Source organism: Fibrobacter sp. UWB5 (assembly GCF_002210295.1).
Taxonomy (GTDB): domain Bacteria; phylum Fibrobacterota; class Fibrobacteria; order Fibrobacterales; family Fibrobacteraceae; genus Fibrobacter.
The window spans coordinates 236,139-260,426 of record NZ_MWQH01000001.1 but is presented as its reverse complement, the minus strand read 5'-3'; the positions used below and the strand labels follow the sequence as shown (position 1 = coordinate 260,426).

Genomic DNA, 24,288 nt, shown 5'->3' with positions numbered 1-24,288 from the left:
ACTAGCCTTCAGCCTTTTCCACAAAATAGTTTTCAATCACAGTCGCGCCAAGTTCCATCTTCTGGCGCAAAATTTCAACACGTTCATCCAGGCGCTGTTTCAAGAGCGTGAGCGGGAATGCCACGAGCAAGCCACTCTGCGTCGAAATCAACGCTTCGGAAATGCCATCGGCCATGAGCACCGGGTTCTGGTTTCCGTAAAGCGTAATCACTTCAAAGGTCGAGACCATGCCCGTCACGGTTCCAAGCAAACCCAGGAGCGGTGCGGCCGAGGCCATCACAGACACAATGTGGTTTCCTTGCTCCATATAGCGTACCGTCTTGGCGAGACGCACCTGCATGTAGTCGCGGAATCCTTCAGGGTTTTCCTTCGCCACATCAATCGCATAGCTCAGCTCACGACCCAAAAGTCCGCCACGCTTGCGAAGCCTGCGCAACGCCTTTTCGACGCTCGGGGGTTCAGCATTCTTCTCGTATTCTTCGTTGCCGCCGTTCAAGTCAAGACGCATGCGCTTGATGACCCTGTGAATGTCGGCACGGAAGAAGTCACTCCCAATGCGGAACCAGCTCGAAAACAGGAAGTAGAATCCGATAACACCAGCCAAGAGAATCGGGAGCATAACCACGCCGCCCGCCTGGTAAGTGTTCTGCAGAGACTCCAGGAATATGTAATGGGTGTTAGACATGCCCGCTTACGCTTCCTTCCCGAAAATTCTGTTCAATAGCGAGGTACTCTGCACATACATTTCGCTCGTGACCTTTTCAATTTTTTCGCTCAAGAGGCCGTGCAAAATCATCACCGGAATGGCAATCACAAGGCCCGTTTCCGTCGTCACCAGGGCTTCGGAAATACCGCCTGCCAAAACGCGTGCGTCATTCGTACCGACTTCGGTAATCACGGTAAAGAGCGTAATGATACCGGTCACCGTACCGAGCAAGCCAAGCAGCGGAGCAATCGTACCCATGGCAGCCAACAGGCCCATGCGGCGTTCCAATTTCGGCTGTTCACGGAGCATCGCTTCTTGCAGCGAGCGTTCCGCATCTTCGCGCTTGTCGCGGGCACGGTTCAGCACTGCAAACAGCACCAGCGAAAGGCTCGTTTCCTTTTTCAGGCAAAGATTCGCAGCGTCTTCGTAACGGGATTCCTTGACAAGCGCATTCAACTTTTTGAGGAAGCGGCGGCCCAAATGTCCGCGGAAAGTCAATACCAAGAAGCGTTCCAAGCAAAGGAGCAACGCAAAGATCGCCACCAGCATGAGCGGGTACATCACGATACCGCCCTTCTTGAAGAATTCCTTGAACTGTTCAGTCATCGTGAGTTCCTTGGTATCGGTAATCGCATTCTTGATTGCCTTATTCTGGAGCACATCCAGCGGAATCACGACCGTCGGCGAAGCAGTTTCGCCAGCAGAACCTGCCTGTACCACAGCCTGCTTCACATTACCGGCCATTTCAGGCGGGAGCGCAGCATTCCATTCAAACACCTTACCCTGCAAGGCGCCAGAGCGGAGCAATGCCTGCACATCGCCATTGTCCTGCGCGACTTCGCCGAGAAACACGGTACCCAAGCGCAAACGGTTCACGTTCACATCGGGGCGACTGCCCACCTGCGAAGTTTCGCGACCGTAGAACTGCGTATAAGTCAATTCATGACGGATCAGCAAATCGTCCATGTAGCTCTGCACCGCACCAATCGTATTCGGCGTCGCCTTTTCGGCTTCGTTAGAGGCTTGTTTCAGGCGAATCAAGCGGCCGTTCATGCCCACCGGGTAATCACCCATGGCATCGCCAAGCGTCTTATCGATCGAAAGCTTCACCTGCGTATTCAATGCATCGTAAGCAGATTCTTCGGACTGAGCCTTTTCTTCGGCTTCTTCGGTCAGGCTCTTGCTTGCCGCGACTTCTTCGCTCACGCGACCAAGATCCGTCGAAAGCTTGGAATAGCGGGCATCCAGTTCGCGCGATGCCGCCTGGTGTTCTTCGGTCAACTGGGATTCGGCATAACGCTTGCGCCAGTGTTCGGCTTCAAGCTTTTCAAGCGAATCGGCCTTCTGCAAGCGAATGCGGGTCAAAGCCTCTACTTCGCGCTGCAAGTTGCGAACTTCTTCAGTCTGCAGGGAATCCTTGATTCGTGCCTGGTCTTCGGCAGTAGCCTTGCTTTCGCCCGAACCCGACCACGGCCACGCAAAAGCAGAAGAGGCCGAAATCATCAAGGCGCACAATGCAACATTCTTATTCAAAATCATTTCTCACCCCCCACCACAGAAAGGCTTACGGGCAACTTCACGACCTGAGGCGGCTTTTTCGCCTGTTTCACGTCAAGTGCGAGCTTTACCGCAGCGCGTTCTTCCAAATTCAAGTCTTCGTTCCATTCGTAGACAATCTTGCCATCCACCATCTTGCGCACGAGCGTTCCGAAAACGGTACCGTTGTCGTCGCTGTAAACCATCCACTGGTTACCGATGCGCAGAATCGCCGCGTTAATGAGTTCGCCGTCTTTACGGGTCAGCGGGCTGTTGATGATTGCCACTTCATCACCGAACTTGGTTTCTTCGGCAACAAGCGACTTCAGGCGAGAAAAAGCTTCTTCTTCGCTGGCGTTACCGCTTTCGATATCGCGGGTGAGCGATTTGACGCGGTCAAGTCTGCTTTCGCGTTCCCACGGGAGCGTCTGTGCGACTTGAGCTTCTAAACGCTTGCTGATGCCGGCGAGTTCTTCGCGCAGCGCCTTACGCTTGGATGCCACATTGTCGCTCTTGTTCTTCGCGCGGGCCTGTTTGTTGCGTTCCGTCTGGAGTTCAGCAGCCACGTTCTTGATTTTGGCATTCAAGGTATCGATTTCGCTACGACGGCGTTCCGTGTCGGCCTTGTAACGGGCCTGCAACGTCTTGTAACGGGAATCGTCCGCCTTGAGCATCGAATCGGTCGAGGCGATCTGGCGGTTCAATTTCTGGATTTCGGAATTCAGCTTGTCTTTTTCGAGCTTCAAATCGCGAATTTCGGCGTCACGATCAGCAAATGCCACCCCCGAAAGGAGCATCACGACAAGCGTCAACGGTAATAATTTCAGTCGTTTCATAACTTTCCGCAATAAGTGAGACATCAAAATTTACATAAATAAAACACCTGACCAAAACAAAAGTGTTACCGATATATCAAAAAAACTTTAGCGTTTGGCCCCATCCGGCGCCCCATTCCGCCCCTTTTTAATTGACATGAACCGGCCTTCAAGGTATATTTATGTTTACAAAATTAAGAAGGTGATTATGGATATTAAAAAAATTGGCACTTTCAGTGCTATTGTTGCCCTATGTTTCCTTTCCGCCTGTAGCGACGACGGCTCCACTGGCGCCATAGAATGGCCCGGAGAAAAAACGGCTCCGCTCGCCGAATGCACAATGCCAGCATTCCTGAAAAAAGGCGACAAGGTTGCCCTAATTTCGCCCTCGTACACCACCCCCGATTCCAACATCCAAAAGACCGCCGACGTCATCAAGGAATGGGGATTCACGCCCGTTATCGGCAAGAACGTAGGCAAACTTGAAGCAGGCAAATACGCCGGCACCGCCGAAGAACGCGCCAAAGACTTTATTACCGCCCTCAAGGACACAAGCATCAAGGCAATCCTTGCCAACCGTGGCGGCTACGGCACCATTCAACTGGTCGACCTCATTGACCCGAAACTTGTGAAAAAGAACCCCAAGTGGCTTATTGGCTACAGCGATATCACCACACTGCATGCCATGCAGACCAAGGCAGGCGTCATGAGCATTCACGGCACCATGAGTTCCAGCATCGCCAAAACCGCAGGCAAAGACGACAACAGTACACTCCTGCGCGACTTGCTCAAAGGCGAAGTGCCGACTTACAAGGTTCCCAAGCACAAATACAACCAGAAGGGCAAAGCCGAAGGCATTCTCGTGGGCGGCAACATGACCACCTTCGTGCCGCTCATCGGCACAAGCGACATCGATATTTTCCAGAACGACGGAATCATCTTGTTCATGGAAGAAATCGGCGAAAACCTGCGCAACATCGACCGCATGTTCCATTCCATCGAACTGCACGGCGTCATGGAAAACGTGCGCGGCGTGATTCTCGGCGAGTTCGTGGATTCCGGCACCGATCTTGATTACGAAAGCACCGAGGCCATGCTTTCGAGCTACCTCAAGAAATACGACATTCCTGTGATGTGCGGATTCCCGGCCGGTCACGACGACGTGAACTTGCCGCTCGTGATGGGCGCAAAAGTCAAGATGGATGTAAGCGACAAAGGCGCCACGCTCGCCTTCGATATCGATGGCAAAACCAAAGACATCGACACAGACAAACTCACAGCCAAGACTACCCTTTCGAAGGCAATTCGCCTGATGCTTTCGGGTAAGATTTTTTCAATTGAATAATTTTTGAAGTGTTTATGGATTTCAAGAAAAACGTCATTGCAAGCATCGCGCAACATTCCATTTTTGCATTATCGTTAACCTTGACGCTTGTCGCCTGCGGTGATGATTCTTCGTCATCGCCTTCTGACGATTCTAAAGAAAGCGCCACGATTGACGTAAGCAAGATGTCGATTCGCGAAAAAGTGGGACAGATGTTCTTCATTCGCCCCGAAGCGCTTGACACGAGCATTCACTGGAACGAATACGCGGAACTTCCAGATTACAAGCTACAGCACGTGAACAAGACCATGCTAGCCATCAACAAGGACTACCCCATTGGCGGCATGATTCTTTACGCCCACAATATTGTAGACGAAGACCAGCTCGGCGAATTCATCGCCGAAATCAGGGAACTGAACGGCTCTCCACTCCTTGCCATTGACGAAGAAGGCGGCCGCGTCGCCCGTATCGCGAACAACGAGAACTTTGACGTTCCCAAGTACGAAAGCATGGCCGCCATTGCCGAAAGCGGCGACCCGAACGAAGCCTACAAGGCGGCGTTCACCATCGGAAGCTACATCAAGGAATACGGATTCGACATCGACTACGCCCCGGTCGCCGACGTGAACACGAACCCTGAAAACATCGTCATCGGGGCGCGCGCCTTCTCGGACGACCCCGAGACCGCCGCCGATTTTGTGGTAAGTTACCTCAACGGCCTCGATTCCGCAGGCATTATCGGCACGCTCAAGCATTTCCCTGGCCACGGCGACGTAAAGACCGACACGCATTCCGGCTACGCCGAGACCAACAAGACTTGGAAAGAAATGCTCAAGTGCGAAATGATTCCGTTCAAGGCCGGCATCAAGGCAGGCGCCCAGATGATCATGACCGCCCACATCGCGGCTCCGAAAGTCACTGGCGACGATCTGCCCGCAACACTTTCTCCTGTCATTCTGCAAGACAAGCTCCGCGGCGAACTCGGTTTCAAGGGAGTCATCGTGACCGACGCCATGGATATGGGCGCCATCACCACGCAATTCGGCAACGCCGAAGCCGCCATCAAGTCTATCCAGGCTGGTGTCGACGTAGTGCTTTGCTCCCGCGAATTCACGCAGGTGTTCGATGCAGTCGTCAAGGCCGTCGAAAAGGGCGACATCAAAGAATCCCGCATCGACGAAAGCGTCAAGCGCATCCTCGCGTTAAAGAAGAAATAACTCTTCAACGCTCAAAAATCCTCGCATACAGAAAGAGCCCCGGCTTTATCGCCAGGGCTCTTGTCTTACAAACTTATTGCCATAACGTTACTGGCATTTCATGCGGCCGTCTTTCTGCTTTTCACACCAGTTGTCGCAAATAACGGGGTGGTAACGGTTGCAGATTTTCTGGGCTTCGCGCTTGAGAATGCTTGACTTCTGTTCCTTGAGGTAGTAGCGGCTCACCAAGGCGCTCTGACACTGTTCAATATCCGGCCAGTCACGGTCGGCGCACCAGGTCCACAGATATTCCTTGCAGTAATTATCTTCCGGATTCACGATGCAAAGCTCGTACAAGTTGTAGCAATCTGCAATCTTGTTGTTCTCGAAGTTGCTTGCCACGCAATAACGCTTAAGGCCGTCGGCGTAGGCTCTGGACTTGTCTTCCGCATTGATCGTGTCGGGCAGGAACATGGACCACTTGGTGGTATCGAGCATCATGGCGGCCTTCACGTTCGAGGCATAGCATTCCTTAGAATCCCTGCTGTATACAGAATCTCGGTAGGTTTCGTAGGCATACCTATTCTGATTCGCCAAGTCACCTGTCCAATTGAGATCGATTCCCGCGCAGTAAATATCCTGGTAAAGTCTGCAACCCTTGGAATCCCAGCTATCCGAAAGATCGCCCTCGGTATTGTAGCAGTTGTGATGAGCAATGTGCTTCATGCCCACGCCCTTACCATTAACATGCAGCAACACCGTCGCCTTAGACATTCCGGTAAACACGCCCATGCCGTTTTCGATATTGGATTCCGGAATGATGCGCGAGTCGTTCACCGATTCCTTCACCTTGTCTATATAATCGATATAGGATTCATCCGTCGAATACAAGTCCACAGAGACATCGCCCAAGGGGAGCATCATGTTCATCAGGTAGGCGGTGTCCAGCGCACGGAAATCTGCCACCTTGCGGTTCGAGGTAAAGCCCAAATTTTCAGTCAGTTCCAAAGGGTCATGAATCGCAATACCGCGGTAGCCTTGGTCATCTTCGTCGGTAAAGCCCTTGAACATGTTGTTGATGGTCGTATTCTGCGATTCGGCGTTACCCATGTCGTAATTCATCACCGCAATGACGCCTCTCACAGACTGATCGTAATCCAGGGCGCACTTCACGAATTCCATGTCCATGGGAAATTCCAGGAAGTCTATTTCGAACCTAGGCTTACTTTCATCGAAAGCCATCCACTCATAGTCGCCATTTTGCAGAGGAACATTCAAGCCCTTGACTTTAACAGCTGGCGGAATAATCGCCTCCGCCTTGTAACGGGATTTCGCCTTGTGGCCCGAGCTATCCCACACAAAGTAGGCTTCCAGCTTGTAGGTTTCGCCGATAACACCTTCGTATGCAACGTCGCTAAAGCAATTCGGCTTACGACTAAAGGGACTCAAGACAAGCGTCGTATCCACTTCGTCTATACCGCTGTAACGACTGTCAAAATGGCCCGATACCGTTACGTAGGCACTGTCGTAAAACGCAAAGTTTTCGGCCGCCGTTTCGTCAAGTTCGTAAACCTTCGAAAAGCAGACATAAGGAGATTCGCCACTGATAACGTAGCCGTAGGTGTAGATACCCGTATACACGTCGCGCTTTTCGGGGTAATATTCCCACGGACCGTGAAAATCGCACGCCACCAACATGAACAACGCGCAAAGAGCGAACGGCAAAAAACGACGAGATGTAAGCAATTGTTTCATTGTACCCTGCAAATTTACATATTTGAAACACCTATACACCGCAAAAGTGTCACCATCCGCAATTGTTTTTTTAATAAAAAAAGAGCCGCACCTTTACGATGCGGCCCCCATTCAAGCTTTATAAGGCTTATCCGAAAATCTTGGCGCAGAGTTCCGGAGCAAACTTGGACAGGTAACCCTGAATCAGGAGGATCGAAACCAGCAGCGGCAAGACCCACTTGAAGTAGATTCTAAATGCGGCGTTGTACGGAATCTTGTAACCCTTACCGGCGTTCATTTCGGTAAAGAACTTTTCCTGACCCCAACCATAGCGGCTAGAGCAGAAGATGGCGATGAACATGCCACCAGCCGGGAGCATGGTGTTGCTCACGATAAAGTCTTCGAGGTCCAGAACGCAGCTGCCGGGGCCGAACGGTTCAAAGCCCGAAAGCATGTTGAAGCCGAGAGCGCAGGGGAGCGAAAGCACGAACACGATCAAGATATTCCAATAGGCGACCTTGCGGCGCTTGAAACCCTTGAGGTCCATCCAGAACGACACCAGGTTTTCGAAAACGGCAATCAAGGTAGACATGGCCGCAAACGACATGAACAGGAAGAATGCGGCACCGAAGAATCTACCGGCAGGCATCATGGCGAACACGTTAGAAAGCGTCACGAAGATAAGGCCCGGGCCCTGACCAGGAGACTGGTTGAAGGCAAAGCAGCTGGGAATCACAATGATGCCCGCGACCAAGGCGACGACGGTATCAAGAATACAGACGCTCGTGGCTTCTTTTGCCAGGGAATGATTCTTTCCGATGTAGCTACCGAAAATAGCCATGCTACCGATACCGAGGCTCAAGGTAAAGAAGGCGTGTGCAAAGGCGGCAAAGATAGCCTCGCCCAGACCCTTGCCCGATTGCGTAAGGCGTTCCAAGGACGGCAACAGGTAGAACTCAAGGCCAGCCGTAGAGCCGGGGAGCGTCACGGCGCGAATCGCAAGGATCACCATAATGATAAGCAGGCAAATCATCATGCCCTTGGTGATGCGTTCCACACCCTTCTGGAGGCCAAGCGACACAATAAAGAGGCCAATGACAATGGCAACCGTCATCCAGAAGATCATGAGGCCCGGGTTTCCGAGCATTTCGCCGAAGCCGGCCGCAATCTCATCAGGAGTGCCCAAGAGGAACTTGGGATCGGTCACCATCTTGTAGAAGTAGTAGAACATCCAGCCGGTCACCACCGAGTAGAAGGCCATTAATATATAGTTGGCCGAAATCAGCGGGAACTTGGCCCAATGCCACTTGGTACCCGGTTTTTCCAGGTTGTCGAAAGCGCGAGCGATACCGCTCTTACCGCCACGACCCAAGGCAAGTTCTGCCATTAAAATGGGCAGGCCCAAGAAGAGCAAGAAGCCGAGGTACGGGAGCACAAAGGCCGCTCCACCGTACTGGCCAGCAATGTAAGGGAAACGCCACACGTTGCCCAGGCCAATGGCGCAACCGGCGGCAATGAGGATAAATCCGAGTCTTGATTTAAAGGTTTCGCGTTCCATAGTATAAAAAACTATAGAAAAATCTAGACCCTTGTCAGCCCCACTTTATTCAAAATGCTAGAAATAATACTCGTAACTGAGCATAACCGGCAAGAACGGGAACTGGGTGACCTCCGTTTTTTCGGGCGGATTCTTGCTCGTATCGTAGAATGTGTAGAACATATTCTCGTGATCGGTTACGTTAATAAAGGTCCAGCTAAAGTTCCACTTGTTTTCGCGACCGATATCGATCGCCTTGATATCGACACGGAAATAGTCCGTCTGGCGGGCGGCATTGCGGCTACCCGGCAACACCACTGTCGCATCGGTATACTGCTGGTGACCCATATCCTGCGACACGTAGTAACCCTTGTATTCGCTAATGGGCATGCCCGCTGAATACTTCATGATAACCGATGTTCGAATATACATGTCCTTTTGGGTCGGGTGCACCGTCAACGCATCTTCCGGGCCGCGCCAGTTAATGCCCAAGTCCATCTTGAGGGCGTAAGGCTGATGCCAGCTCGGGAAATACGGCTTGGTGCCGTCATCCGTCTTCATGACGCTAATGCTCTGACTCCAGTTAATGCCTCCGAACCACCAGCCCTTATCTTTACGCAGCGAAAGTTCGTAACCGAAGGAATAGCCTTCTGCCGTTCCGAAGCCATCGGCCAGTACAAAGTCGTCGGAGGCGGTTTCGTCGTTACTGTCCAGCACAGACACAAACGTATTCAGGTTGCTTTGGGTCTTGTAGTAAACGCCCACGGTCGCATCGTAATCTTCCATAATGCCGCGCTGGCTATACTCTGCCGCAAACAGCCACGAGGACGCAGGCTCGATATGCTTGCCCTTGGTGGTCGTGGTGGCCGGATAATAGAATTCGTTCAACGTTTCCTGGTCGGTATAGACAAGCGCGTTCAGATACTGCAGGTAATAACCGCCGTAGAATTCCACCGTCTTGTCGTCGTCGATATTCACGGTCAATGAGGCACGCGGTTCTACACCAAAGTCTTTTGCAGCCGTCTGGTAATTAAAGCGAAGGCCGTATTGCAACAGGTAATCGGGTGCAAACTTCCAGGCATCCTGCAGGTAGCCCACATGGTGGAAGGGTTCCTGGATATCGGCCACACTGATGGTGGACATCTGTTCGCGGTAGCGCTCGTAGATGTATTCCAGTTCGTAGCCAGCAGTGAACGTGTGGTTCGGAATGCCGCGGTAGTTAACCCACTGCTTGCCCGCGAAGGTGTAAAGGAACATCTCGATCGACATGAGTTCACCGATTTTCATGGTCTGGTAGAACTCGCTGAACGCAAGAGTCGCGTTGTAGTCCCAGTCGCCATTGATGCGGTGCGTAATGTTGAGCGGAATGGCTACGTTACCCCAGTCCATATAGAGCGGGTCGAAACTCAGGCGGTCTTTACCGACATAGAAGCTAAGCTTCATGCGGGTGTCATCGGTAAAGTTATACATGAACGTGCCCTGCACGTCTGTAAATTCGTAGTCCAGGTTCAGGTCGATAATGTCGAGGGCGTTCATCAAATCGAGCATGTAGCCGATGTAGGTAGTACGGCCTGCCACCACCCAGCGTGCAGGACCCTGATGGCCTTCGGTATGGAGTTGCGCCGCAAACGTACTGATCTTGATGCTTGACTTGCTGAACCATTCATTGACGGTATCCTGACCGCCGGCGCGGCCATCCATCTTGAGCACGGAACTCAGGCGGTTACCATACTGCGCCGGGAAACCACTCTTGTAGAATTGCACGTCATCAATGCCTTCGACCAGGAAGGTACTGAACAGTCCGAAGAAATGCACCGGAGAGTAAACGACCGCGTTGTCGAACAGGAAGAGGTTCTGGTCGGCGGCGCCACCGCGCACATAAATCTTGGAGCTGAAATCGGAGCTGGCGACCACGCCCGGGAGCGCCTGGATACTCTTGATGACGTCGGCTTCGGCGAGGCTGGGCATACGCTTGATGGACTTAGCCGACACCACAGATTCGCCGGGCTTACGCTTGGGGCGACGGCGCAGCTGCACCACGACTTTCTTGAGTTCGGTCACCTTGGCATTGTCGCCGCCAGCGAGGAGGGCGTCGACATCGACGTCTTGGCTTGCGGAATCTTGCGCCAAAGTATCTTTTGCCAACGAGTCGGGGCGTTGCGGGGCGACCCCGCTAGAAGGGGTAGCGGATGCCGTGTCAGCGGCAGCAGCGAGGGGAAGGCCTTCCCCTTCTACTATAGAATCGGGTTCAGCGAATGCTTCGCCGAGGGCCTGCGAGAAACTGCGTTCAGCGCCAATGTACTTGAGTTCGTAGCATTTTTCTTTTTCGGCGCCCGCCGTGTCCGAATTCGTGACGCACACATTCCAAAGGGTATCTTCGGGAAGCACAATGCTAAAGGGCGTGCCCACGGTGGTTTGCAGCGCCTCGCCCGATTCCAGGATTTCGACATTGAGTTTTTCGCCTGGGGCAAACGAGGAATCCTGCACGATTCCGTTAAAGGTGATTCCTTGGGGTGCAAGCGAATCGGGCACAGGTTCTTGTGCCACGGCGGCTACACTCAATATAGCCAGCAACAAAACGAAAATTTCAATATAACGTTTCAAAATAACTCGCGTTCTCACAAAAAATAGCAAATAGGAGGCCCTATTTGCCATTGTAACACCCGAAGGAACGAAATGTGTTACCTTCACCTAAAAAAATATGGATTACAGCAATTCCTCGAGCGTCTTGAAGAGTACGTCGGGTTCCACGGGCTTGCTCAAGTGCGCGTTCAGGCCGGCCTGCAGGCTGTTCTGCACGTCCTCATCGAAGGCGTTCGCGGTGAGCGCGATAATGGGGATGCTCTTCGCGTCTTCGCGGTCCATGGAACGGATGACGCGTGTCGCCTCGAGGCCATCCATCTCGGGCATGCGCACGTCCATAAGGATTGCGGAATAGTAGCCCGGTTCATGCGACTTGAACATCTCTACGGCAATGCGCCCGTTTTCTGCACGTTCCGCCTTCATCTCACGCATCGAAAGCACCATCGCCATAATTTCCGCATTTACAGGGAGATCTTCGGCGAGCAGCACCTTTCTTCCGGAAAGTGTCGCGCGCGGTTTTTCGCGCTGTCCGCCCGACGAGCAAAGTCCACCTCCATTGTGCGGAGACTTCTGTAGCGTGACGGTAACGGTGAACTTGGAACCGACGCCCTTCTCGCTTTCCACATCGATGCGCCCATCCATCAGTTCCACGATGCTCTTGGTAATAGAAAGCCCTAGGCCCGTACTGCCGTGCTTGCTGGTGTAGGATTCGTCTTCCAGCGCAAAAGCTTCGAACATGCGCGGCATAAAGTCCTTGCCGATACCGATTCCCGAATCTACTACGGTAAAGCGCAGGGGGCATTTTTCCCCGTCGACCGCGAGCGCTTCCACCACAAGCGAAACGGAGCCGCCTTCGGGAGTGAACTTGACGGCATTCCCGAGAATGTTTATCAGCACCTGTCTGAGTTTCATCTCGTCGCCGATATAGCAGTTGGACACCCCGTCCTTCACATCGCAACTGTAACGGATTTTCTTGTCGTGGCACTGCGCCGTCACGATGGCGTTCACCTGCTCGAGTTCTTGCACGAACGAGAATTCCGCATTCTTGAGCGACATGCTGCCCGATTCGATACGGCTGATATCTAGAATGTCATTGATGACACCCAGCAAATGCTGTGCCGATGTCCCGATTTTCTGCAGGTGCTCCCTCGTTGTCTGCGAAAGGTCGGCATCGTTCATGGCGATACTATTGAGTCCGATGATGGCGTTCAAGGGCGTGCGGATTTCGTGGCTCATGTTGGAAAGAAACACCGTCTTCGCCTTGCTTGCCTTTTCGGCGGCAGCTAGTGCTTCCTTGAGCGCCTCGCGGCTCCGCTCCAGTTCGCGGCGGTATTCTTCCGTTTCGTCTTCGAGCACAAAGCTATGCAAGAGGGTTATGCCGATCATGCAGCCCATCGCATAGAAGGGCCACAGGGGGAAGAACACCTGGAAGGCTATCATCACCACCATGGCAAGACCAAAAAGCCCGATAGTCAAGTGCCGTTGACGAATATCGCCCTGCGTCTTCGCGGTCATGTAAAAAGTATAGATTGATGTAGAAAGGAACATCGCAATTTGTACCAAAAGTGCCGCATGCCGCATGAATGCGGTGTGGTAAACGCCTTGGTCATCGAACCAGAAAAACACCGGATAGAAGAAATTGATGACGATAAAGATAAGGAATACACCGAAGATGGCTTGTCCCGTGCGCAAGAGCCACTTTTCGAAAAAATTCTTGCGGTTGAGATAAGACACCACGTAGCGCGCCCACAGCACGACCGTCGCTATCATGGCAACGAAATAGACGGTAGTATCGATAAACTGGAGGCTAGTCAGGCGTTGTTCGTCCAGCAAGCCCCACAGCATGTCGGTGATGTAGTACACAAGCACGCCAAGCAAGAATCGGCGGTAATACAGGCGGGTACGCGAATACTCCGACTCGCGCTGCTTCCGCAACACGTCGCGGTTGCCAATAAGCAAAAGGATTGTCGCCAGGATGCCAATAATTGAATAAGTCATAATTTCTTCCCGTGTTCTGCTACCGTACCCACTGCACAAGTGTTTCCGTGAGCATGCCGACATCGATGGGCTTTGCCAGGTGAGCGTTCATGCCGGCATCTTTCGACTTCTTGAGGTCATCGCCAAAGGCGTTCGCGGTCATGGCGATAATGGGAACGCCGGCCTTTTTCTTGTCGGGCATGGCACGAATCTGGCGACTCGCTTCGCAACCGTCCATCACAGGCATCTGGATATCCATGACAATCCCGTTGTAGTAGCCGGCAGGGTTCTTCTCCACCATTTCGACCGCCTGCTTGCCGTTTACCGCCATCTCGACCTTGAACCCGAGACTTTCGAGAATGATTTTGGCCAGTTCGCGATTCACTTCCATGTCTTCCACCAGCAATAGGCGCATGTTCGTGAAATCCGCCTTGGCCGCAAAAGAAATATTGCGCCCGTCGCTTTCGGGAACATCCGTGCCTGCGGCCGTCTTCAGCACCACATTCACGAAGAATTCCGTCCCCTTGCCGACTGTCGATTCAAACTTGATCGTCCCGCCCATCAACGACACCACGTTCTTTGCAATCGCAAGCCCGAGGCCCGTTCCCTGCACGCCGCTGATGGTCGAAACACGCTCACGCTCGAAGGCATCGAACACGCGGTCTGCAAACTCGGGCGAAATGCCGACGCCGTCATCCTTCACGCGGATTTCGAATGCAGCCTTGCCCTCTTCAACACATTCCTTTTCGACGAGGCTCACTGACACGTGCCCGCCTTCCGAAGTAAACTTGAAGGAATTGCTGACCAAGTTCAGAATCACGCGGTTCATGCGGTTCCTGTCGCAGAGCACCACTGGGTTCCTGAGGCCGTCGTATTTCACGGCAAAGGCGATGTTCTTGCCCACCATCTGCGCCTCGAACATGTCACGGATTTCGTCCATCATTTTCCGCAGGTCGGTGGGTCGCTCTTCCAGCTCCATCTTCCCGATTTCGATGCGGCTCATTTCGAGCATGTCGTTGATGAGGGCCATCAGGTACATGTTCGAAGAATCGATCTTGGCCAAGTATTTCTGGATTTGTTCGGGGCTTGCCTCCGGTTTGCGCGACAGATTGGTATAGCCGATAATCGCGTTCATGGGTGTGCGCAGGTCATGGCTCATGTTCGAAAGGAATATGGTCTTTGCCCTGTTGGATTCCTCAGCGATATGCTTTTCTTGGTCAAGTTTCTGTTCGCGCTGTTGTTGCGTGCGGTAAATATTCACCACGATAAAGATACACAGGACAATAAAGAGAGTTTCTACCAGGTTGTTCTTCAGCTGGGAATCGCGGACAAGGTCCATCTGCTCTTCCATGAAGTTCTTTTCCTGAAGCATCTGGCCTTCGGTCATGGGAACATGCATCTTCTGGTGCAATCCCGTATGGAACTCGGTAATGCGCGCAATGACATCTTCGGTTTCGTCGTTGGTGACTTGACGTTCCCACATGACGGCCGAGAACAGCAATATGAACAGCATAGTCACCCACATAATGGCCGACTTGCCAAATCGATTCTCCTGGTCATGCATGAATACTGCCCTGTAGACGATGAACCCGACAATGCTCCACGCCATCAGAATCATGAAGGATTCCGTGGCAATGGTATTCATGTTCCAGAGCGTCGGCGTAAGCGGGAAGAAGAAGAAGAACGTTGAGATAACGATGCCCAGCGTTCCGGTAAAGTTCATTACCGTCTTGCGCCTGCCAGTCTCGCCGCGCGCCATCTTGACAATACCCGCAGACACATACAGGTAAATGATTGAGGCACTGATGGAGGTGATGTCTACAATCCAACCGATAGCGGTTCTCCCGAAGAACGGAATAATGCAGGAAAGAAGCATCACGTAGATAATGCTGTGGTTGGTGGCGCCGTGACGGTTAGTATGCCCGAACCAGGCCGGCATCACGGAATCGTTGGCAAGGCTCATGAACATGCGCCCGAGCGAACGGTAAAGCCCAAGAAGGCTTGTGGAAATGGCCGCCATGACGGTGATGGCGAGCAGCACAAAGCCGCCGTTACCGAGGGTCTTGAAAACGGCGTGGAATACCGGGACAGATTCAATGCCCTTGAGGTTCTTCAGGTTGGTAAAATAAGCTTCCCAGTCGCCAAAATTCGCGGGGGTCACCGAGACCGAAAGCAGCGCGGTGAGGGAATAGACGATGGCACCGGCAACAAGGGCGGCCATCATAATCGCAAAACTGTATTTCGGCTTGAACCGGTAAGTCGAAGAGGCAAAGCTCACCACGCCAAAGCCTACAAACGCCCAGGGGGCAAGCACCAGCACATTCACAATCTGCATCAAGGGAGCATGCCCCTTCGCGGTACCCGCCGTCGCAAACGCCGGACTCATGTGCGAAAAGTCTATTCCGCCCTTGCTGGCGACAATTGCAAACAGGCCCACTACACCGCCAAAGAACAGGAGCGCAAGCACCGTGTTCACCCAGCGCAGCACATTCGTATTCATGCAGCTGATAAATCCGAACAGGAGTATAATCGCAAGCGTGGTAAACAGTTCCCCTGCCCAAACCTCGCAACCCATGATGCTGTAACAGAATCCCCTTTGCAGTACGGGGCCGAACAAGAAACGGATAAACAGCACGAAGGCCGACATGTTGGCCCACAGTACCGCCAAGTACGCAAGCGCCGTGGCCCAGGTGCAAAGGAAGGAATGGTCGTAACCGAAAAGCTGCTTGGTAAAGGAGAACACGCTCCCCGTGCCGGGAATACGGTTCATCATGATATGGAAATTGTAGGCAATAACGCCCATCAGCGCGGCGCCAAGCACGAGGGCGATAACCGTCCCTAGGGGGCCTGCAATCGGCAAGAGCGTGGTGGCGGGCATTACGAAGGCGCCCCAGCCTAGCGCACACCCGAAGGAGAGCGCCCATGCGCACAAGACACAAGATTTTTGACCTTTTTCAAACAACATAAATCTACACCCTTATCCACTTCTGCAAGATTCTAGCCAATTCATTAAAGTCCAGCGGCTTGGAAATATGACCGTTCATGCCAACCTCCTTCGCCCTGCGGATATCGTCGGCAAAGGCGTTCGCGGTCATCGCCACGATGGGGATTCTCCTTGCGTAGGTCGTCATGGCCCTGATGGCCGCCGTCGCCTGGTAGCCGTCCATGTTCGGCATCTGGATATCCATGAACACCAGGTCGAATTCGCCTTCCTTGCTGTTTGCCATCCGTTCTACAGCCGCTTCGCCGTCCACGACCCATTCCACTTCGAGCCCCGTCATTTGCAACACGTTCTTCGCGATTTCCGCATTGACCGGGTGGTCTTCCACCAGCAAGATGCGCTTGCCCTCGAACTTCAAGTCTTCCAGATTCTTGAGCGGGTCTTCCTTGTGGGGTTCCGCATTCTGCACGTCCACAAACTTCAGGTAGATAGTGACGGTAAAGCGAGAGCCCTCTCCGGGCTTACTTTTCACTTGGATGTCGCCACCCATCATGCGCACCAGACTCTGCGAGATTGTCATACCGAGCCCCGTTCCCTGTATAGCGGCAGTCTTCTTGTCGTTTGCGCGCGTGAACGGCTCGAACAGGTGCTTCTGGAACTCCTCTGTCATGCCGATGCCATTGTCTTCAAAGACAAATTCATAGCAGGCTATACCATGGGCGTTGGTAGGCCGTTCCGCCACCGTCAAGGAGATGGTCCCGCCATCGGGAGTATACTTGATAGCATTGCTCATCAAGTTCACGAACACCTGCTGAATGCGGTGGCTATCGCCAATGACATTTTCGTGGATTACATCCGCAATGTTCACCTTCAATTTGTGACGGTGGCTTTCGAGCTGAGCCTTGGTCATGGCAAGCAGCGTGTTCACAAGCTCCGAGAGGTTGAAGTTTTCCTCGTTCAGTTCCACTTTGCCCGACTCGATCTTGTTCATGTCAAGCACCTCGTTGATGAGCGAAAGCAAGTGGCTCGAGGCTTCCGAAATTTTCTTGAGGCAGTCCTCCACACGCTCCCGGTCATCCAGATGGGCGGTCGCGATCGCCGTCATGCCGATAATCCCGTTCATGGGCGTACGGATGTCATGGCTCATGCTCGAAAGGAAGTCGCTCTTTGCCTTGCTGGAGGCATTCGCCGTGTCAATGGCATCGCGCAGCACCTGCTGTATTTCCTGTTCCTTGCGAACATCCTCGTCCACGTCCTTGAAACCCGCCACAATGCCGGTCTTGCCGTTGGGGAGCTGCACCTGTGCAAACTCGATGCGGTAATAGCATTCCTTGTCGCCCACGACGCGCTTGAACACAACGCCAAAAACCTTCTTGCTGGAAGTGTTCGCGGTAATGTTTTCAAGCGTCAGCTCCTTCTCCAAGCGCCCCCTGTCCGACGGGGCCACAAAGTTTTTGATGTAGTTCGCCTTGGCGTCTTCGTAGGTGAGCAGTTCCAAGGCCTCCTTGGTGGGCCTTGCGTGGATACTGCCTTCGGAAGTGTCGGCACGGAATAGCGAAAAGCTCCCGGTCGCAATATCATTGATAAGCCACACGGCATTGTAGGCGCGACTCAGCGCATCAATCACCGCAGTATAGACGGCCTTGTCCGCCTCCATCTGTACGCGCTTTTCGGTAATGTCCGAAATAAACACGTAGAAGAGTCCGCCGTACACATCGGAGTTCACGTAATGGCCGTAGTCATCGAGCCAGCGGATCTTGCCATCCTTGCGGACAATGCGGTATTCTACGTAATCCAGATTGCCCTGGCTTTTTTCGATCTGGTCCACAATGGAACCAGAAACCTTCTCGTAGTCGTCCGGGCAAAGCATCCCCTTGAAAGTGTAACCCGTGAGTTCCTTGAATTCCTCGAGCGTTTCGCAGCCGAAAATCTTGAACACGGCCTTGTTCGCGTAAAGCAGTTCCTCGTTACCTGTCGCCTTGTAAATAAAAAAGCCACCCGGCATGTCTTCGCCGATTTGCTCGATAACTTGCAATGCCTGCTCGCTCAGGGGAAGGTGTCGACCGAACATGGGGACCTCGTATTCTGGTAATTCTGTTTTAAAGATATCTAAAAAAAACGCTTTGTCGCGCACGTTGTTACTTTTTTGTTTCTTTTTACATATATTTATCTACGGATACAAGGAATTTTTTCAAATGAAAAAACTACGCCAGATCACTACCATCAAAAGACACGTCCTTATCGTAGACGACGAGGTGGTAAACCGCGAAATCCTGGGTAATATCCTTTCCGTGAACTACGACGTCGAATATGCCGACAACGCCAAGGATGCTCTCGCAGCACTCTCCAGACAAGACAAGCGGTTTTCGCTTATCCTATTGGACCTGCTCATGCCCGTGATGGACGGGTTTGAATTCCTGAAAAAAAGAGAAACCACCGAAACACTCAAGCGCATTCCGGTCATCGTGATGACCTCCGAAAAGGAATCCGAAGTCCGCAGCCTCAAACTGGGCGCCGCCGACTTTATCGCCAAACCCTTCGACATGCCCGAGGTGGTTCTCGCCCGCTGCGAAAGGATTATCGAGCTCTGCGAAGACAGGGACATTATCCGCCAGACGGAACGCGATCATATTTCCGGCCTATACACCAAGGACTACTTCTTTGAATACATCCGCCAAATCGAGCTGTGGAGCAGGGACATTTCCCGCGACGCAATCGTCTTCGACATCGAGCAATTCCATTTGGTGAACGAATTTTGCGGCAGAGATTTCGGCGACCACCTGCTTGCAGAAATCGGCAGCGCGCTCCAAAAGGAACTCGCCTCCATGAACGCCATCGCCTGCCGTGCGGATGCGGATACCTTCTACATCTTCGCGACCCACCAGGAAAACTACGACAACATCCGAGACATTGTCCAGGGAATCATTACAGAATTCTTCGAGGTAAACCACATCCGCGTACGCTGCGGCCTATGGGAAAACGTGGACCGCAACGTAGAAATCGAGGCCTGGTTCGACCGCGCGAAAGCCGCCTGCGACAAGAACCGTGGCGATCTAAGCCAATCGTTCACCCGCTACAACAACGAGATGCATTCCCGCTACATGTTCGAGGAAACACTCATCCGCGACTTGCAAAGCGCCATAGACAACAAGAACCTGGTTGTCTATTACCAGCCCAAGTTTAACATCGAAGGCGACACCCCGCGGCTCACCAGTGCAGAAGCCCTTATCCGCTGGATACATCCGACGCTAGGATTCATCAGTCCGGGCGACTTTATTCCGCTGTTCGAAGGGAACGGGCTTATACAAAAAATAGACAACTTTGTCTGGAACGAAGTGGCAAAGCAAATTCGGAAATGGAAAGATGAATTCGGCGTAACGGTACCCGTTTCCGTGAACGTGTCCCGCATTGACATCCTGGATCCGGAACTGGAAACAAAACTCATGCGGCTCCTCGAAGAAAACGGCCTTTCACCGGAAGAATACATGCTTGAAGTGACCGAGAGTGCCTACTGCGAAAACATGGAGCGCCTTATCGAAGTCATCGAGAACCTGCGCAAGAAGGGATTCCGCATCGAGATGGACGATTTCGGCGCCGGATATTCTTCGTTGAACATGATTACGACGCTCCCCATCGATATCCTGAAAATCGACATGTCGTTCGTACGCAACATGGAAAAGGACGAACGCAACCTGAAACTCGTGGAACTGGTAGCGGACATTGCAAAATTCCTCAAGATTCCTGCCGTGGCAGAAGGCGTGGAAACAGCCTCCCAACTCAAAATACTCAAGGAAATGGGTTGCCAGATTATCCAGGGCTACTACTTCTCTAAACCGGTTCCGCCGAAGGACTTTGAGCCCTTCATCGAAAAGGAACTTGAACACCGGAGGGACGCATGATAACCGTCGATAAACTGAACACTTTTGGGGCAAATACCGCCGAAGGGCTTGCACGCTGTTTCGGAAACGAGGCCCTGTACCTGAAGCTCGTGGCGACCATTCCCGGCGAGGGCAATTTCGACAAGCTCAAGGATTCCATTGCCGCGAAAGACAAAAAAAACGCCTTCGAAGCCGCCCATGCGCTAAAGGGTGTTCTCGGAAACCTCTCGCTCACGCCGATTTATACGCCGGTTGCAGAAATCACTGAATTGCTCCGCAGCGAAACCGATATGGATTACAAAAGCCTGCTCGGCACCATCCTCGAAAAGAAGGATGAACTCAGCAGGCTTTGCGCAGATTAAACTTTACTTTTAGAATCTACCCACGGTAATGCCCGAGTAGAAGCCGGGCCACCAACGAGCCTTATGCTTTTCGCTGCCGAAGTCGTCGTGGTAGTTGTTCCAGGGTTTGAGCCAAATCTCGTCCGCATCGCCAATCGTCGCCCAGTTCAGCGAGCCACCCACCGTAAGGCCTAACCCCGGGAAGAGCTTATGTACAAAGCCCAAGCGCAGGCGGTGGTGGTAATTGTAATTGTTTTCACCGCTGAAAGCAACATTCTCAAAGGCATTCAGGAACATGTATTCCAACTCAAAGTGGTTGCCGTACTTGCCGAACTGCGTACCGATACCATAACCGCTTTCGTAGTGATCTTCAAAGCGTTTGAATCCTTCACCCTTTTCAAAGGGACGAGCCCATTCAAAGGCGGTGTAGAAATAAGCTGTACCCAAGCGAAGCGAAAGATCTAAAACTCCCATTTCGTTCAAGGACGTTGTCACAGCCCACACACCGTTGCCAACGACGCTGATAAAGCCCACCGGAGTCTTTTCGCATTCCAAGCAAACGTTCACAAAACCCACCTGGCGGCCCTTGGACTTGGGCGCCACATTCACGTAACCCACCTGCGTGCCGCCTTCCCATGCCGTGGCATTCACAAGGCCCACGCCTACACGAGAATTGACAGCCACATTCGTAAAGCCCACCTGAACATCATTGTCCTTAGCCACATTCACAAAGCCTACTTGCACATCGGCGTCCTTGGCGACATCGACAAAGCCGACCTGCACTTTGGAGCCCATACTCGTGTTCACAAAACCAACGTGAGTCTTGCTGTATTCAGAAGCATTCACAAAACCCAGCTGCAAGTAGCGCATGGTATCGAGAGCGGCGTTCACAAAACCGATCTGCGCACCTTCGGATTTTTCAGATGCCCAGTTGATATAGGCCAGCTGCAAACCATCGACGCTTTCGGCATAGTTCACGGTACCCGAAATCTGTGCACCATCAATGTTTTCGTTTGCGATATTCAAGAGGCCCGTCAGCTGGATACCTCGCATATCCTTATCGGCGCTATTCACGAACAGGCTCACCTGCGAACCGACCATGTAATTTTTCGTCTTGGTGGCAAAGAGACCCAATTGCACGCCCTTGCGCGGATCCTTGTCGCGGTCGTAAAAACCAAACGTCGTGCGAGAAACTCCGTTGCGGTCAAGCGAATCCAGAGAGCATTTTGCCGTATCGCCATTAGCGCAAGAACGTTCGCTCTTGATTTCGCCGCGAAGAGCCGTCTTTTCAACAGCGACCGCAGTGAACTGCTTTTTGCCGAGACGCGCACGGTTGTTGTCATAAAGCGTGATCGATGTTTCCTTATATTCGGCAGGGCGTTCCAAGCGTACGCTGTACTTGCCGGCAGGGAACCCGAGGCTCATGGCGCGACCAGATTTCTTGTAAAGTTCGGCGACAAGTTCACCCTTTTCGTCGCGAATGAACAAGTGACCGTCTACATCTTCGTCCAAGTCGAGGCCTGCGCTTGTGCTGCGCAAATCGGTCATGACCACGTCACCGGTGCCCGCCAAGTTCATGTCGCGGCTGGGGTGCTGGGCGCCACCCATGGTGGCTTCGGTCTTCTGGAGAGTTTCATTGAAGGCGAACTGGTAAGCTTCAGAAAGCGTCACCTTGCCGTCACCGCTCGCATCGCCTGCGCCGCGAAGGCCGCTCACCAGCGAATGCGTAAAGAAGGATCCCTTGAGTTTGTCGCTTTCCTGGCTAGATTCATCTTGAGTGCTGCTGGTGATAAAGGCGTAGCCTTTCATGTCGCTGCTTTTGTCGACCATGAACGCAGGCACAGCGACACCGCCCTTCGCGCGAGTGATAGCACCCGAGCCGCAAGCATCGATCACGGCAATTTTCACGTCGGCATTCAAGGCATCCACACGCTTGCGGAATTCTTTCCAACTATAAATTTCTTCGCCGAGGCGAAGTCCCTTTTCGTCGGCGTGACCGCTATAGTACACCAGTACTTCTTCGCGGGAATCCGCGCCAGCACCTTTCGAAGATTTTGAAGCCTGCAACTTTTTATCGAGGGCATCCAGCTGACTTTGCAACGAGGCAACGCTGGGTTCTGTCACGCGGTACACATTCTGCTTAGCCACTCCGCCCATTTGCGAAAGCACATTGGCAAATGCGCGGGCATCGCTTTCGGCATAGCGCAGCACCGGGCGGCCCTTACCGCCGTTATTCGCACTCACCGCGAACACGTAACGATTAATCGCGATCTCGCCGGAATTCGCAGCGGCATGGGCATTGCTTGCAGCCGCCAAAATCGCCACCAGGCAAACCAGGCAAAAAATCGCAGAACCCGACAAAAAATCGCAGAATAAAATCTTACCCAAAATCTTTTTCATTTTCTCCCCCTTATTTCCCAACTTTGCGGAGCGTAAACGAAACGTTTTCTACACCAGCCTGCTTCAAGCTCTTGTCAATATCGTTGCCGTCAATTTCAAAAGCATTCTGCGACGTGAGCAAGAAGAACTTTTCGAATTTCGGAGCGTTATCGAGCTTGTAAGCGAACGGAAGCGTCGTCATTTTGCCGGGTTCCAGCTCAATAGCCTTGTTGCCTTCGCCCATGTGCATGGTAATGGTTCCGTTGCCGTCCATGCTAAAAAGCATGCCGAAGCACTTTTGTGGAACGCGGTAACGCAACTGGATTTCGTCACCTTCGTAAGCATCGCCCAGGTTCACCATTTGCACGGCACTGTCGCCCGTCTTTTTCCAGACTTCCAAAGAAGCCTGCATACCCTTGATTCGCGTGCCGTCATCTACATCGGCCATGGCGACTTCCATCGAGGCGGCATTGTTGTCGTAAGTCGCCACATCGCGATTCAACACAACCACCGAGAAAATACCCAGTGCAATCACCAACGCGGCAGCCACCTTGAGCCACAAAATATTCTGGCCAGCCTTCTCGGCAGAATTCCCGGCGGCTTCGGCAGCCTCAATGCGTTCTTCAAGATCCGCAAACGGATTTTCCGCTAAAAAGCGCTTGCCCTGCAGGCGCATTTCAGCCACGCGGGCGGCAAAGATTTCGTCGCTCAATTCGCGTTCCTGGAGTTCACGCATTTCTTTTTCGGAGAGTTCCCCGAGCAGATAGCGTTCCAGCTTGAAATCGGAAATTTTATTGACAGATGTCATCTTTCAACCTCCAGATTCTTGATCTTGGCTTGCAGGGTACGCAAACGCTTGCGCACGCCACTCACCGAAAGTCCAACAGTTTCAGCAGTTTCTTCCAGAGTCATGCCGTCTACATAATGCAGCGTCGCAATCGTGCGGGTAGATTCCTGCTCCTTCGAGAAAATCTTTGCCAAAAGACCCTTGGCCTCATAACCGTCATCTTCTTCGGCGCAGGCGATGGTGAGCAAGAGTTCGCTCGAATCACAATCAAGCCCGCGGCGTTTCTTGTCACGAATACGGTTCAGGCAAAGTCTGGTTGCCGTATTCCACAACAAACTCGACGGCTGCGAAAGATCCAAGGTGTCCATGCGCTCGTATACACGCAAAAACACATTTTGCACCATGTCTTTGGCTTCGGCATCGTCCTTGAGCAAAAAGACACAGCGTCTGTAAACCATCGGGGCGTAAGCCTCGTAGAGTTTCGAAAAAGCCATGCGATCAAGGAGATTTTTCCCGTTCATACCATTGTAACACTAGTGGAAGTTAAAAGTGTC

General features: G+C 52.6%; 16 protein-coding genes. 4 read left to right on the top strand and 12 right to left on the bottom strand.

All coding sequences use genetic code 11. The annotated features are described in order from the left end of the window. Window position 1 precedes the first annotated feature (1 nt). The 3 genes from B7989_RS01185 to B7989_RS01175 are packed head-to-tail and all read right to left on the bottom strand — an operon-like array spanning window position 2 to window position 3,078. Window positions 2-685 (bottom strand): MotA/TolQ/ExbB proton channel family protein, encoded by a 684-nt coding sequence (locus tag B7989_RS01185; RefSeq protein WP_073056660.1) that lies wholly within the window; start codon window positions 683-685, stop codon window positions 2-4. 6 nt (window positions 686-691) lie between these two features. Continuing rightward, a complete protein-coding gene (locus B7989_RS01180; RefSeq protein WP_088626816.1) occupies window positions 692-2,245 on the bottom strand; it encodes a MotA/TolQ/ExbB proton channel family protein in 1,554 nt (517 codons plus the stop codon). Continuing rightward, the gene (locus tag B7989_RS01175) at window positions 2,242-3,078 is read right to left on the bottom strand and encodes a DUF3450 family protein (protein ID WP_072798008.1); all 837 of its coding nucleotides are present in this window, start codon (window positions 3,076-3,078) and stop codon (window positions 2,242-2,244) included. The genes B7989_RS01180 and B7989_RS01175 overlap by 4 nt, the downstream gene beginning before the upstream one ends. Window positions 3,079-3,265: 187 nt before the next feature. On the opposite strand from B7989_RS01175, the gene B7989_RS01170 reads away from it, so the two are divergent. Together B7989_RS01170 and B7989_RS01165 are read left to right on the top strand one after the other, a co-directional pair. Continuing rightward, the gene (locus tag B7989_RS01170) at window positions 3,266-4,402 is read left to right on the top strand and encodes an LD-carboxypeptidase (protein WP_088626815.1); all 1,137 of its coding nucleotides are present in this window, start codon (window positions 3,266-3,268) and stop codon (window positions 4,400-4,402) included. Window positions 4,403-4,416: 14 nt separating this feature from the next. Next, window positions 4,417-5,598 carry a glycoside hydrolase family 3 protein gene (locus B7989_RS01165; protein ID WP_088626814.1) on the top strand — a complete coding sequence of 394 codons (1,182 nt, stop codon included), beginning with the start codon at window positions 4,417-4,419 and terminating at the stop codon, window positions 5,596-5,598. Window positions 5,599-5,685: 87 nt separating this feature from the next. On the opposite strand, the gene B7989_RS01160 is transcribed toward B7989_RS01165, so the two are convergent. The 6 genes from B7989_RS01160 to B7989_RS01135 form a co-directional block, all read right to left on the bottom strand. Continuing rightward, window positions 5,686-7,332, bottom strand: coding sequence for a hypothetical protein (locus B7989_RS01160; protein ID WP_088626813.1), 1,647 nt, complete (start codon window positions 7,330-7,332; stop codon window positions 5,686-5,688). A gap of 127 nt (window positions 7,333-7,459) precedes the next feature. After that, window positions 7,460-8,869 (bottom strand): sodium-dependent transporter, encoded by a 1,410-nt coding sequence (locus B7989_RS01155; protein WP_088626812.1) that lies wholly within the window; start codon window positions 8,867-8,869, stop codon window positions 7,460-7,462. A gap of 57 nt (window positions 8,870-8,926) precedes the next feature. Continuing rightward, complete coding sequence (locus B7989_RS01150) at window positions 8,927-11,395, bottom strand: TonB-dependent siderophore receptor (protein ID WP_233144196.1); 2,469 nt, start codon at window positions 11,393-11,395, stop codon at window positions 8,927-8,929. Between the two features lie 159 nt (window positions 11,396-11,554). Beyond that, window positions 11,555-13,429 (bottom strand): ATP-binding protein, encoded by a 1,875-nt coding sequence (locus tag B7989_RS01145; RefSeq protein ID WP_158212839.1) that lies wholly within the window; start codon window positions 13,427-13,429, stop codon window positions 11,555-11,557. 19 nt (window positions 13,430-13,448) lie between these two features. After that, entirely contained in the window at window positions 13,449-16,373 is a 2,925-nt protein-coding gene (locus tag B7989_RS01140) for an amino acid permease (protein ID WP_088626809.1), read from the bottom strand. A gap of 4 nt (window positions 16,374-16,377) precedes the next feature. Next, a complete protein-coding gene (locus B7989_RS01135) occupies window positions 16,378-18,420 on the bottom strand; it encodes a PAS domain-containing hybrid sensor histidine kinase/response regulator (RefSeq protein WP_088626808.1) in 2,043 nt (680 codons plus the stop codon). Window positions 18,421-18,544: 124 nt separating this feature from the next. Between B7989_RS01135 and B7989_RS01130 the strand changes: the two genes are divergently transcribed. Next, window positions 18,545-20,248, top strand: a complete 1,704-nt coding sequence (locus tag B7989_RS01130) for a bifunctional diguanylate cyclase/phosphodiesterase (RefSeq protein WP_158212838.1) — start codon at window positions 18,545-18,547, stop codon at window positions 20,246-20,248. Then, entirely contained in the window at window positions 20,245-20,589 is a 345-nt protein-coding gene (locus B7989_RS01125; protein WP_088626806.1) for an Hpt domain-containing protein, read from the top strand. Before B7989_RS01130 ends, B7989_RS01125 begins: the two co-directional genes overlap by 4 nt. Window positions 20,590-20,598: 9 nt before the next feature. Here B7989_RS01125 and B7989_RS01120 read toward each other — a convergent pair whose 3' ends face one another. Genes B7989_RS01120 through B7989_RS01110 form a run of 3 tightly spaced genes read right to left on the bottom strand, consistent with a single transcriptional unit; the run spans window position 20,599 to window position 24,228 of the window. Beyond that, entirely contained in the window at window positions 20,599-22,968 is a 2,370-nt protein-coding gene (locus B7989_RS01120) for a caspase family protein (protein WP_088626805.1), read from the bottom strand. A gap of 10 nt (window positions 22,969-22,978) precedes the next feature. Continuing rightward, on the bottom strand, window positions 22,979-23,755 hold the full coding sequence (locus tag B7989_RS01115) for a hypothetical protein (protein ID WP_088626804.1): 777 nt from the start codon (window positions 23,753-23,755) through the stop codon (window positions 22,979-22,981). Then, complete coding sequence (locus B7989_RS01110) at window positions 23,752-24,228, bottom strand: RNA polymerase sigma factor (RefSeq protein WP_233144195.1); 477 nt, start codon at window positions 24,226-24,228, stop codon at window positions 23,752-23,754. Before B7989_RS01110 ends, B7989_RS01115 begins: the two co-directional genes overlap by 4 nt. Window positions 24,229-24,288: the final 60 nt, after the last annotated feature.